Source organism: Pseudomonas sp. CK-NBRI-02, assembly GCF_008124495.1.
GTDB classification, from domain to species: Bacteria; Pseudomonadota; Gammaproteobacteria; order Pseudomonadales; family Pseudomonadaceae; genus Aquipseudomonas; species Aquipseudomonas guariconensis.
Window position 1 is genome coordinate 15579 of sequence record NZ_VSJH01000039.1, and the last position, 12254, is coordinate 27832.

The window sequence follows — 12254 nt, forward strand, 5'->3', positions numbered from 1 at the left end:
GCCAAGCTTAGATCCGCGCGCTATTAAGCCAATATCCAAATGGTTGAAATCAAAGTGCCATTAATCAGGAAGGCTTAACCACTCATTTCTATACTGCTGCAGAACGGTCTCCACCGGCTTTTTTGGGGACGAGTGCGAACTCGACGAAGAGGCATGCAATGGAGTGGTTGGGACTGCAATTGTTCGCCAAGCTGCCAACTACCGGCCAGATCTTCCTGGACTGCCGCCATGACCCCCTACTGGTTCTGCTGGCCTATGGGGTGGCCTGCATTGCCTGTTTCGCGACGCTGGACATGGCCGAACGCCAGAGCCAGAGCGAAGACCCCATGGCCCGAAGGCAATGGCGTGTGCTGGGCGCCTGTTGTCTGGCCGCCGGCATTTGGGCGCTGCACTTCATCAGCACACTGGCCTTGCAGGCACCGGTCGATATTCGCTACGACGTGCCGATGACCGGCTTGTCACTGCTGATCGCCCTGCTCACCGCCTGGTTCGCGATGAACAGTCTCGATCGGGACGAAATGCGTCTGGGCCATTACGTGCAAAGCGCCCTGCTGACCGGGCTGGGCATCGTGCTCATGCATTTCGCGGGGATGGCGGGCCTTAAGATCAACGCCAACCAATTCTACGAACCCGTCCTGACGTTCCTGGCGCTGGCCGTCACCCTCGGCGCCAGCCTGCTGGTGCTGTCGATGGGACGTTTTTTCAGCCGAGGCAGCGGCACCCTGCATCTGGCCAGCAAGTACGCCGCCAGCCTGCTGATAGCAGGCGGCCTGATCGGCACGCATTTCATCAACATGGCTGCCATGACGCTGGTGGTTCCCGTCGACACTGCCTTGCGTCTGCCTTCGGCCGACAACAGTCTGCAATTGGGCCTGACCGTCGCCTTGATTACCCTTCTGATCAGCGGTAGCAGCATCAGCGCCGCCTTGTCCGACAGAAAACTGCAGAGCAAAGAGCACGACCTGCGTCGGGTCAATGTCCTGCTCAGCCAATTGGACCAGGCGCGCGCCTCCCTGCAGCAGGCCGCCCATTACGATGCCCTTACCAACCTGGTCAACCGCCGCGGTTTCAACCAAGTCTTCGCCGAACGCCTGTGTGAACACGCCAACAGCGAAAACCGGCTGGCGGTGATGTTCCTGGACATCGATCATTTCAAACGGATCAACGACAGCCTTGGCCACGCCGCAGGCGACGAGCTGCTCAAGGTCATCGCCGGCCACATCAAGGCCGCAACCCGTAACCAGGATCTGGTAGCCCGTTTTGGCGGAGACGAGTTCTGCATCGTCACCAGCCTCAACAACCGCGACGAAGCACGCCACCTGGCCCAGCGCATCATGCAGAGAATGAAGGACCCGATCGACCTAGGCGGCCGGCGCATGGTCATGACCACCAGCATCGGCATCAGCATCTTCCCTGATGACGGACGCACGGCCGAAGAGCTGCTCAAGAATGCTGATCTGGCGCTGTACCAATCCAAGGGTTGCGGGCGCAACAGCCTGAACTTCTTCAACAGCAGCCTGAAGACGCGCGCGACACTGGAGTTGCAACTGGAAGAAGAGCTGCGCGTGGCCCTGCTCGAAGAGCGAGGACTGTGCGTTCACTACCAGCCGATCTTCGACCTGCACAATGGCCAGGTCGCAAAGCTCGAAGCCCTGGTGCGCTGGCAGCACCCCCAGCACGGCCTGCTCAGCCCGGACCGTTTCATCGGTATCGCCGAAACCAACGGTTTGATCGCCGACCTGGACTTGTGGGTACTGCGCCGGGCGTGTCATGACCTGGCGCAGCTCAATCGCCACGGCTATAGCAACCTCAAGGTCACGGTCAATTGCTCGGCGGTGACCCTTGGCCGCGAGGAGTTGCCCAATGAAGTGGAAAGGGCGCTGTTCCAGGCCGGGGTGTCCGCTCGTCAACTGGAGCTGGAAGTTACCGAGAATGCCTTGATGGGCGATATCCAGCGGGTCGTCAGCCTGCTCAAGCGCATCCGCGCCCAAGGCGTAGCCCTGTCGATCGATGATTTCGGCACTGGGTATTCATCACTGGCCTACCTCAGGCGCCTGCCGCTGGACGTACTCAAGATCGATCGGTCGTTTATCCAGGACGTGCCGGGGAGCCAGAAGGATCGCGAGATTGTCCAGGCGATCATCATCATGGCCCACACCCTGCACCTGCAGGTCGTCACCGAGGGCGTCGAGACCACCGAGCAGCATGCCTTCCTCGCCGCCCACGGTTGTGATTTCCTGCAGGGCTACCTGCTCAGCCGCCCGGTGCCCCTGGCCGAACTTCAGCCGATCCTCGAGCGCCTCGACGGCCAAGCGCCAACGTTCAGTCCTTGTTGCGATACAGCTCTACCAGTGTCGCCGGATCTTTTTGCAGATACCCCTGGCTACCGTGCAAGCGCATCAGTTGCGCAGCCAGGCCACTGACCGGTGTCGCCGAACCCTGCTCGCGCGAGAATTTCACTGCGGTATCCAGGTCCTTGAGTAGCGTGCGCACATGCCACTTGATCGGCTCGAACCGACTCTCAGCCATTTGAGGCGCCAGGATCTGCAGTGGCTTGGAGTCGGCAAAGCCCCCAGCCAGGGCCTCGGCGATCAGGCGAGCGTCAACGCCCGATTGCTCGGCCAGCGCGACAACCTCGGCGATGACCAGCGCGTTGCACGCCACGATCATCTGGTTGCAGGCCTTGGTCACCTGGCCTGCCCCCACACCGCCCATGTGCGTGACCCGCTGCCCCAGGGTCAACAACACAGGGCGCACGCGCTCCAGATCCTGCGCCTCGCCTCCCACCATGATCGCCAGCGTGCCGGCCTCGGCGCCCGGAGTACCGCCGGAGACCGGCGCATCCAGCCAGGCCATGCCGCACAGCGCGGCAAGCTCGGCCGCCATCTCACGGGTAGCGGTCGGCTCCAGGCTGGAGAAATCCACCAATAGCTGGCCGGCACGTCCGCCCTGGGCAATACCTTGCTCGCCGAATACCACCTCCCGCACCACAGCCGTATCGGCCAGACACAGCAGCACGATATCCGTGTCGCGGCACAACTCGGCGGGGCTGGCGGCTTGGCGCGCACCGGCCGCCACCAGTTCGGCGCACTTTTGCCGGTTGCGGTTCCAGACCGTCAACGGGTAACCCGCCGCCAGCAAGCGCTGGCACATCGGCAATCCCATCAGTCCGATTCCGGCGAACCCCAGCGAAGGCAATGCAGTACTCATGAACTACTCCAAGCAGACGATTAAAGAAGCATGACAAACAGACGATACAGTCGCGTAATCCCACCCGTGATGGCTAGATGACATAACTTGTCCGACGGCCCACCACCCAAGGCAAATGGCGCACTATGACCCTAACAACTACTTCTGCCAATGCGGTGCCCGAGTCGTCGATCCCCTCCCCCCTGCCCACGGGTGCCGCCCGGGACCTCGCGCCGTTGCGCAGTGTGCCCACGCAGCAATACCTGTACTACACCGAACCGGACATCCAACGCATCCTCGATAATCTCGATGGCCTGCGCGACCTGGTGTTTCCGCAGAACCTGCACGCCGAGGATGAGAACCAGCTGCGCCTGGAGCAGCAGTTCCCTTCGGTGTGCTTGATCGGCCTGGGCCGCTGTGGCTCGAACATCGCCCTTGACGTGGCCGAGCTGGTCTACAACGCCCGGACATTCTTCCTCAACGAGTTCAACAACGAGGATCGGCACAAAGGCGAAACTGGCTACAGCCCAGCGCGCTGGATCCGCCAGAACCTGCGTCTGGTACAGAACAAGGCCATGAAGCCGGTGTTTCTGGTGGAGCCGCTGGTGATGCTCGGTGACCTGGACAAGGACATTGCCGGGCGCATCCGCTTCTCCCGCCAAGGCGAGCGCGGTGGATTCTTGCGTGACTACAGCAAGATGAAAATCATGGATCTATCCGAGGTCCACGCCGGCGGGGCCGGTAACGCGCCGATCCTAGGCCAGTACCTGGCCAAGATCATCCTCAACAAGGACACCCAGCGTTTCTCCAGCGCCGACTGGAAACTGATCCACTCGTACCTGATCGACTCCTGCGGCATCAAAGCCAACCAGTCGCGCCTGTATTTCTACATCTTCAGCGCCGGCGGCGGTACCGGCTCAGGCATGGCCTCGGAATTCGGCCTGGCCCAGCAGTACTCGTACATGAACAAGACCTTCGATACCAAGCCAGCCGACGAGAACGACGGCAAGAGCGGTCACTCGTTCGTCTTCGAACCGATCTTCACCAGCGGCATCTGCGTGCTGCCGAATATCTCCGACCACCGCAGCGAGATGTCCGAGGCATTGCACATCAATGCCGGGCGCCTGTTGTGCAAGTACCTGTCGGAAGAATGGGACTTCTCGTACAACTTCGATAACGAAGACAGCAGCGAAGCCAGCGTCATGGGGCGCATCCGCCCCTGGAATGCCATGATGCTCATCTCCAACGACATCATGCGCTACGCCGAGGAAAGCGACGACGGCACGATCCAGAACATCGACGTCAACGCCATGGAGAAGCACGCCAACCAGTACATCTCCCAGCAGATCTTCAACATCCTTACGGCCCAGGCCGTGACCACCGACTACGACCAGAACTACTTCCGTCGCGCCGGCATCGACATTGGCGAAACCATTCGCCTGGACGCCAACGACCTGTTCATGAGCCTGGCAGGCCCGGTCGCCATCGCCTATGCCGAGTCGGTGGTGCCGGAGCGCCCTGCGCCGGCTTCGGACAAGTTCAAGGTGTTCGAGAAAGAAAGCCCGCGGCTGGACATCGACGATCTATTCTTCCGCTCCATCGACCTGCCGCACTTCAACAAGCAGACCCAAGCCATCGAAGGGATCAGCCTGCTGCCGATCGAATCGCGTCGCTACCGCGCGGCGCTCGAGCAATACCAAGCCTCCGGCTATGACGCCGCGGCCCTGCATGACCTGCACTTCTTCAAGAACTGCTCCTCGGTGGTGTCGATCGTGTCGCTGCCCAAGGACTACAAGCTGTCGTACATGGACCTGAACCGGCTCAAGACCCACCTCAACAGCCTGTTCCCCAATACCACGCTCAAGCGCTACGCGCTGGTCATCGGCGCCTCGGCGAATCTGTCGCTGACCACCCTGATCGCCAAGAGTCCGTGCCTGTCGGACGACTTCCTGACACTGATCGTGGCCTTCATCAAGCGCTGCTTCGCGCGTACCCCGTACCGCTTCGACGACACGCTGGACAACGCCATCCTCGAATTCATCACCAGCGAGCACTTCGCCGAAGAACGCATCGACGACCTGCTCAACGAGTTCGAAAACCCGGCCAAGATCCTCGACACCAACTGGTACGCGATCAAACCGATGTACGAGAAGAAGTACCGCGAGTTGATCAATGACAAGAGCCGCTTCGTCTCGATCAACGACATCCGCCTGTCACGCGAGTGCGTGAAGAAAGCAGTGAAATACCTGCGCGAGATCTTCCGCCACCGGATTGGCAAGACTCGGGTCATCTCTTTGAACAACCATACCGGGCGGGTAGATTACTAACGGACCGCTTGGGGCCGCGTCGCGGCCCATCGCAGGCTTGGCCAGCTCCAGGGATTCAACTGGCGCTGGCCAAGGCTGAAGCGGGATGTGCATTACGCATGCCGTAAACTGTTACCGCCACGCCGAACCGCGGCGCCGTTGTTACTTGTTTCCACCTTACGTGAGCGTCAATGCGCACCCTTGTGGCGCACTGTGCGTTTTCGCGCACTAAAAACGCCCGTGCTTATTCCGGTTTCTTTACCTGGATCACGATGAACGGCGAAACGACCACCGCCCAGATCTCTGGATCGCGGCTTTGCAGGTCCAGCGCCTGCTCTGCGGTGACGGGCGCCACAGTGCCATCATTGCGCCACTTGGCGAAGATCTCGCTGCGATTCTCGGCCATCGCCTCGGCAACAGCGATCAGGTCCAGGCTGGGGTCGACCCAAATCAGGTCACCTTTGGCCCAGAAACGCTCCAATGCTTTCCACTCGATGATTGCCGTCTCGCCGAGCAATTTGGCATAGAGGGTGCTTGCTTGATCAGTCATGGGTTCCTACCGGCAGAAATGTGGCATTTGAAAAGGCCGGCATTTTTGCAGAAAAACCCGGTTTCAAATACGTAAATTGGTCGATCAGTCCCGAAGTTGTGGGGTGGGGCCAAGGATGCAGGCAAAGTAATGGCGCTTTTCTGTATCTTTGTTTCGATCAGGCGACACCCGGAGAAAGTCGCGCTTTTCGCCCGCTTTTCAAGCGCTCGAAGGGCGCTCTACACTGTACCGGTACAGTTCCGGGACATGTTCCGGGGGAAGGTAGGCTTGCGACATGGCGTGGCCATGCCGGAGCCGCCCGATCTGTAGCCCTGGCCGCCAGGACTATAAGAATTACAACAGAATGAGTGGAGCACTATGATCAAGATTTCCAAGCTGTTCGCCGCAATGGTTCTGGCCGGGGTTGCCAGCCATTCGTTTGCCGCCGACACCATCAAGATTGGTATCGCCGGCCCTAAGACCGGTCCGGTCACCCAGTATGGCGACATGCAGTTCATCGGCGCGAAAAAAGCCATCGAGGACATCAACGCCAAAGGCGGTATCGACGGCAAGATGCTCGAGGCCAAGGAATACGACGACGCGTGCGACCCTAAACAGGCCGTTGCGGTCGCCAACAAAGTGGTCAACGATGGCGTCAAGTTCGTGGTCGGCCACCTGTGCTCCAGCTCCACTCAGCCTGCGTCGGATATCTACGAAGACGAAGGCGTTATCATGATCACCCCGGCTGCCACCAGCCCGGAAATCACCGCCCGTGGCTACAAGCTGATCTTCCGCACCATCGGCCTGGACAGCGCCCAGGGCCCTGCCGCCGGCAACTACATTGCCGACCACGTCAAACCAAAGGTCGTCGCGGTCCTGCACGACAAGCAGCAGTACGGCGAAGGCATCGCCACCGCGGTCAAGCAGACCCTGGAAGGCAAGAACGTCAAGGTCGCTGTCTTCGAAGGCCTGAACGCTGGTGACAAGGACTTCTCCTCGATCATCCAGAAGCTCAAGCAGAACAACGTCGACTTCGTCTACTACGGTGGCTATCACCCAGAACTGGGCCTGATCCTGCGCCAAGCCCAGGAAAAAGGCCTGAAAGCCAAGTTCATGGGTCCAGAAGGCGTCGGCAACGATTCCATCTCGCAGATTGCCCAGAATGCCTCCGAAGGCCTGCTGGTCACCCTGCCCAAGTCCTTCGACGCCGACCCTGCGAACAAGGCCATCGTCGACGGCATCAAGGCCAAGAACCAGGATCCGAGCGGCCCGTTCGTGTTCCCGGCTTACTCCGCCGTCCAGGTGATCGCTGACGGCATCAAGGCCGCCGGCACCAGCGACGACGCCGAGAAAGTCGCGGCCGAAATCCACAAAGGCACCTTCAAGACCCCGACCGGCGACCTGTCGTTCGACGACAAGGGCGACCTGAAGGACTTCAAGTTCGTGGTTTACGAATGGCACTTCGGCAAGCCGAAGACCGAAGTCTCCCCCCAGTAACAGCGTGACTAGCTAACCGAAAGCCCACTGTGTGAGCAGTGGGCTTTGTTTTACGAGGTTCATGGGCCCGATTCCCGCGATCCGGGAGGGGGTTCACCTGAAAATCTTAAAACCGTCACCCGCGGTTCCCTGGCCGTGCCTGTCATCGTTGCCAAGCCCACGATGCGGGACGGGTTCACCACCCGCCAGCGAATGCAAATCAGGTTTTTAGGAGCGCTGTAATGCCTGAGATCTACCATTTCTTCCAACAACTGGTTAATGGATTGACCATCGGCAGCACCTATGCCTTGATCGCCATCGGCTACACGATGGTGTACGGCATCATTGGCATGATCAACTTCGCCCACGGCGAGGTGTACATGATCGGTTCCTACGTGGCCTTCATCGCCCTTGCGGGCCTGGCCATGATGGGTATCCATTCGCTGCCGATCCTGATGACCGTCGCTTTCGTCGCGACGATCTTCGTCACCAGTGCCTATGGCTATAGCATCGAACGGGTCGCCTACCGGCCGCTGCGCAACAGCAACCGCCTGATCCCGCTGATCTCTGCCATCGGTATGTCGATCTTCCTGCAAAACACTGTCCTGCTTTCCCAGGACTCCAAGGACAAATCCATCCCCAACCTGATACCGGGCGCTTTCTCGTTCGGGCCGGGCGGTGCGGAGGAAGTCCTGGTGTCCTACATGCAGATCCTGGTGTTCGTGGTCACATTGGTGGCCATGACCTGCCTGACCCTGTTCATCTCCCGTTCCCGTCTGGGGCGCGCCTGCCGTGCCTGCGCCGAGGACATCAAGATGGCCAACCTGCTGGGCATCAACACCAACAACATCATCGCCCTGACCTTCGTCATCGGCGCCGCGCTGGCGGCGGTGGCGGCCGTGCTGCTGAGCATGCAGTACGGGGTTATCAACCCCAACGCCGGCTTCTTGGTGGGCCTCAAAGCCTTCACCGCGGCGGTACTGGGCGGCATCGGCAGCATCCCGGGCGCCATGCTCGGCGGGCTGGTGCTGGGCGTGGCCGAAGCGTTTGGTGCCGATATCTTCGGCGACCAGTACAAGGACGTCGTGGCGTTCGGCTTGTTGGTTCTTGTCCTGCTGTTCCGGCCGACCGGCATCCTGGGCCGTCCGGAGGTTGAAAAAGTATGAACAGAAATCTCAAACAGGCGTTCTTCAGCGCCTTGCTGGTATGGGCGGTGGCCTTCCCGGTACTGGGCCTGAAACTCAGCATCGATGGCATCAGCCTGGCCGTGCACAGCCAGGGCTCGTTCACCATCAGCATCATCGCCGTGTGCTCGGTACTGATGTTCCTGCGCGTGTTGTTCGACAAGCAATGGAACTCGGTGATGGGCCGCCGCTCGGATCGCAAACTGATCCCTCCGGCCGTCAGCAACTACCTGACCCTGCCCAAAACCCAGCGCTATGTGATCATGGGTTTGATCGTCGCGGCGCTCGTATGGCCGTTCTTCGGCTCGCGCGGCGCGGTCGACATCGCCACACTGATCCTGATCTACGTGTTGCTGGGCCTTGGCCTGAACATCGTGGTCGGCTTGGCTGGACTGCTCGACCTGGGTTATGTCGGCTTCTACGCCGTCGGCGCCTACAGCTACGCCATGCTCTCGCACTATCTGGGCTGGAGCTTCTGGGTATGCTTGCCGATCGCCGGCTTGATGGCCGCCACGTTCGGCTTCCTGCTCGGTTTCCCGGTGCTGCGCCTACGCGGTGACTACCTGGCGATCGTGACCCTCGGCTTCGGCGAGATCATCCGCCTGTTCCTGCGTAACCTCACCGACTGGACCGGCGGCCCCAACGGCATCAGCAACATCCCCAAGCCGGAGTTCTTCGGCCTGACCTTCGAACGCCGCGCCGCCGAGGGAATGCAGACCTTCCATGAGTTCTTCGGCCTGCCGTACAACTCGATCAACAAGGTCATCTTCCTCTACCTGGTGGCCCTGCTGCTGGCGTTGCTGGCGCTGTTCGTCATCAACCGCCTGCTGCGCATGCCGATCGGCCGCGCCTGGGAAGCGTTGCGCGAGGACGAGATCGCCTGCCGTGCACTGGGCCTGAACCCGACCGTGATCAAGCTGTCGGCCTTCACCCTCGGCGCGTGCTTCGCAGGTTTCGCCGGTAGCTTCTTCGCCGCCCGTCAGGGTCTGGTGACACCGGAGTCGTTCACCTTCATCGAGTCGGCGATCATCCTCGCCATCGTCGTGCTGGGCGGCATGGGTTCGCAGTTGGGCGTGATCCTCGCGGCCATCGTGATGATCCTGCTGCCGGAGCTGATGCGTGAGTTCAGCGAGTACCGGATGTTGATGTTCGGTGCCCTGATGGTGTTGATGATGATCTGGCGTCCGCAAGGCCTTCTGCCTATGCAACGTCCCCATATGGAGCTGCGTCGATGAGCCGCGAAATTCTGCAAGTCAGCGGCCTGAGCATGCGCTTCGGCGGCTTGTTGGCGGTCAACGGCGTGGGCCTGACCGTCAAGGAGAAACAAGTGGTGGCGCTGATCGGCCCGAACGGCGCCGGCAAGACCACCGTCTTCAACTGCCTGACCGGCTTCTACAAGCCCAGCGGTGGCACCATCCTGCTCGACGGCCAGCCGATCCAGGGCCTGGCCGGCCATGAGATCGCTCGCAAAGGCGTGGTACGGACCTTCCAGAACGTGCGTCTGTTCAAGGAAATGACCGCCCTGGAAAACCTGCTGATCGCCCAGCACCGGCACCTGAACACCAACTTCTTCGCAGGCCTGTTCAAGACCCCGAGCTTCCGCCGCAGCGAGAAGGAGGCCATGGAGCGCGCACAGTACTGGCTGGAGAAGGTCAACCTGACCGAGTTCGCCAACCGTACCGCCGGCACCCTGGCCTACGGCCAGCAACGCCGCCTGGAGATCGCCCGCTGCATGATGACCCAGCCACGGATCATCATGCTCGACGAACCAGCCGCCGGCCTGAACCCCAAGGAGACCGAGGACCTCAAGGCCCTGATCGCCTACCTGCGCGAATCCCATAACGTGACCGTGCTGCTGATCGAGCACGACATGAAACTGGTGATGAGCATTTCCGACCACATCGTGGTGATCAACCAGGGCACGCCCCTGGCCGATGGCACGCCGGAAGAAATTCGCGGCAACCCTGATGTGATCAAGGCCTACCTGGGGGAGGCGTAAATGCTGAAGTTCGAGAACGTTTCCACCTTCTACGGCAAGATCCAGGCGCTGCACAGCGTCAACGTGGAGATCAACCAGGGCGAGATCGTCACCTTGATCGGCGCCAACGGCGCCGGCAAATCCACCCTGCTGATGACCCTCTGCGGCTCGCCCCAGGCCCACAGCGGCAGCATCAAGTACCTGGGTGAGGAACTGGTCGGCCAGCCCTCCTCGCACATCATGCGCAAAAGCATCGCGGTGGTGCCGGAAGGCCGCCGTGTGTTCGCCCGCCTGACCGTGGAGGAGAACCTGGCAATGGGCGGTTTCTTCACCAACAAGGGCGATTACCAGGAGCAGTTGGACAAGGTTCTGCAGCTGTTCCCGCGCCTGAAGGAACGCTACGTACAGCGAGGCGGCACCATGTCCGGTGGCGAGCAGCAAATGCTGGCCATCGGCCGGGCGCTGATGAGCAAGCCCAAGCTGCTGCTGCTCGATGAGCCTTCGCTGGGCCTGGCGCCGATCATCATCCAGCAGATCTTCGACATCATCGAACAACTGCGCCGTGACGGCGTGACGGTGTTCCTGGTCGAGCAGAACGCCAACCAGGCGTTGAAGATCGCCGACCGCGCCTATGTGCTGGAGAACGGCAAGGTAGTGATGCAGGGTACCGGTGAAGCGCTGCTGGTCGACCCGAAGGTGCGCGACGCCTATCTGGGCGGCTGATCGACCTACGATTGAAAAAGGGCCTTCGGGCCCTTTTTTCATGCCTGAAAGGCAGGCGCCTCATTCACCGGGCATGCCCTCCCGTTTTACCCACGAACGAGCCGGCACAATCAACCCCACGCTTGTGATAGACGTCCAGCCTGAGTAACGTGGCCAGCTCTTTTGCAACGTTTTCGGAGCCCGCCCCATGCGTCTGACCCCTCCCCTGCTGCTCGTCACCCTGCTGCCGCTGTTCGCCGGCTGTCAGCTCATGGCGGACAAGCCGGTCGATCCGAATATCGGCACCACCCGCATGCAGGGCGAGCTGAGCGCCGGGGGCGGCCAGTTGCTGTTCAAACCCTGCAATGAAGCCCGCCGTTTCGTGGTCAGCGATGCTGCCGGCACCGGCGTCCTGCAGGAGGCTGCCAATCTGGCCGACGACGCAGGCGACAAGCTGTTCGCCGATGTGCGCGGCAGCCTGACCGGCACCAAGCAGGCCAACAACGACGGCCGCCTGGAAGTGCAACGCCTGTATCGCCTCGAACCTTCCACACAGGCCTGCGAAGACCCCAACTTCAAGCAACTGACCCTGCGCGCCGACGGCCACGAGCCGGACTGGGCGATCAAGGCCAGCGGCAAGGGCATGGTGCTGGAGCGTGTCGGCAAGGACCCACTGCCTCTACCTTACCTGGAAGAGCAGATGCCTGGCGGTGGCTTGAGCCTGTCCAGCGAAGCCAACGGCCAACGCATCGAACTGTGGGTCGCCCCGCAACGCTGCATCGATGGCGCCACCGGAGCTGTTCGCCATCTGCGCGCCGAGCTGCGTATCGATGGCCAGACACTGCAAGGCTGCGGCTACTACGGCGGTGCCCGCGACAACTGATCACCGG

10 protein-coding genes are annotated in these 12254 nt (G+C 61.1%); 8 read left to right on the forward strand and 2 right to left on the reverse strand.

The genetic code is table 11. The features are described 5' to 3' along the window. The first annotated feature begins 158 nt into the window (after window positions 1-158). Entirely contained in the window at window positions 159-2423 is a 2265-nt protein-coding gene (locus DQ397_RS21355; RefSeq protein ID WP_043215115.1) for a bifunctional diguanylate cyclase/phosphodiesterase, read from the forward strand. Here DQ397_RS21355 and DQ397_RS21360 read toward each other — a convergent pair. Continuing rightward, window positions 2323-3210, reverse strand: coding sequence for an NAD(P)-dependent oxidoreductase (locus tag DQ397_RS21360; protein ID WP_043215117.1), 888 nt, complete (start codon window positions 3208-3210; stop codon window positions 2323-2325). The two genes, DQ397_RS21355 and DQ397_RS21360, sit on opposite strands and share 101 nt — an antisense overlap. A gap of 125 nt (window positions 3211-3335) precedes the next feature. On the opposite strand from DQ397_RS21360, the gene DQ397_RS21365 reads away from it, so the two are divergent. Continuing rightward, entirely contained in the window at window positions 3336-5516 is a 2181-nt protein-coding gene (locus tag DQ397_RS21365; RefSeq protein WP_043215121.1) for a hypothetical protein, read from the forward strand. Window positions 5517-5739: 223 nt separating this feature from the next. Here the strand turns inward: DQ397_RS21365 and DQ397_RS21370 are convergent, their stop codons facing one another. After that, window positions 5740-6045 (reverse strand): DUF2288 domain-containing protein, encoded by a 306-nt coding sequence (locus DQ397_RS21370; protein WP_043215123.1) that lies wholly within the window; start codon window positions 6043-6045, stop codon window positions 5740-5742. A 357-nt stretch (window positions 6046-6402) separates the two neighbouring features. On the opposite strand from DQ397_RS21370, the gene DQ397_RS21380 reads away from it, so the two are divergent. From DQ397_RS21380 to DQ397_RS21405, 6 genes are all read left to right on the forward strand, one after another. Next, complete coding sequence (locus tag DQ397_RS21380) at window positions 6403-7521, forward strand: branched-chain amino acid ABC transporter substrate-binding protein (RefSeq protein WP_043215128.1); 1119 nt, start codon at window positions 6403-6405, stop codon at window positions 7519-7521. A 221-nt stretch (window positions 7522-7742) separates the two neighbouring features. Beyond that, window positions 7743-8666: a high-affinity branched-chain amino acid ABC transporter permease LivH gene (livH, locus tag DQ397_RS21385; protein ID WP_043215131.1), complete on the forward strand. Its 924-nt coding sequence runs from the start codon at window positions 7743-7745 to the stop codon at window positions 8664-8666. Beyond that, window positions 8663-9919 carry a high-affinity branched-chain amino acid ABC transporter permease LivM gene (locus DQ397_RS21390; protein WP_043215133.1) on the forward strand — a complete coding sequence of 419 codons (1257 nt, stop codon included), beginning with the start codon at window positions 8663-8665 and terminating at the stop codon, window positions 9917-9919. Before livH ends, DQ397_RS21390 begins: the two co-directional genes overlap by 4 nt. Continuing rightward, on the forward strand, window positions 9916-10683 hold the full coding sequence (livG, locus tag DQ397_RS21395) for a high-affinity branched-chain amino acid ABC transporter ATP-binding protein LivG (protein WP_043215134.1): 768 nt from the start codon (window positions 9916-9918) through the stop codon (window positions 10681-10683). Before DQ397_RS21390 ends, livG begins: the two co-directional genes overlap by 4 nt. Then, entirely contained in the window at window positions 10684-11385 is a 702-nt protein-coding gene (locus tag DQ397_RS21400) for an ABC transporter ATP-binding protein (RefSeq protein ID WP_043215137.1), read from the forward strand. A gap of 187 nt (window positions 11386-11572) precedes the next feature. Beyond that, window positions 11573-12247 (forward strand): COG3650 family protein, encoded by a 675-nt coding sequence (locus DQ397_RS21405; RefSeq protein WP_148921622.1) that lies wholly within the window; start codon window positions 11573-11575, stop codon window positions 12245-12247. The last annotated feature ends 7 nt before the right edge of the window (window positions 12248-12254 follow it).

Coding starts and splice junctions, on each gene's coding strand:
- DQ397_RS21390 (WP_043215133.1), top strand. CDS start 8,663: ATGAACAGAAATCTCAAACAGGCGTTCTTCAGCGCCTTGCTGGTATGG.
- DQ397_RS21355 (WP_043215115.1), top strand. CDS start 159: ATGGAGTGGTTGGGACTGCAATTGTTCGCCAAGCTGCCAACTACCGGC.
- DQ397_RS21405 (WP_148921622.1), top strand. CDS start 11,573: ATGCGTCTGACCCCTCCCCTGCTGCTCGTCACCCTGCTGCCGCTGTTC.
- DQ397_RS21360 (WP_043215117.1), bottom strand. CDS start 3,210: ATGAGTACTGCATTGCCTTCGCTGGGGTTCGCCGGAATCGGACTGATG.
- livH (WP_043215131.1), top strand. CDS start 7,743: ATGCCTGAGATCTACCATTTCTTCCAACAACTGGTTAATGGATTGACC.
- DQ397_RS21380 (WP_043215128.1), top strand. CDS start 6,403: ATGATCAAGATTTCCAAGCTGTTCGCCGCAATGGTTCTGGCCGGGGTT.
- DQ397_RS21400 (WP_043215137.1), top strand. CDS start 10,684: ATGCTGAAGTTCGAGAACGTTTCCACCTTCTACGGCAAGATCCAGGCG.
- DQ397_RS21370 (WP_043215123.1), bottom strand. CDS start 6,045: ATGACTGATCAAGCAAGCACCCTCTATGCCAAATTGCTCGGCGAGACG.
- livG (WP_043215134.1), top strand. CDS start 9,916: ATGAGCCGCGAAATTCTGCAAGTCAGCGGCCTGAGCATGCGCTTCGGC.
- DQ397_RS21365 (WP_043215121.1), top strand. CDS start 3,336: ATGACCCTAACAACTACTTCTGCCAATGCGGTGCCCGAGTCGTCGATC.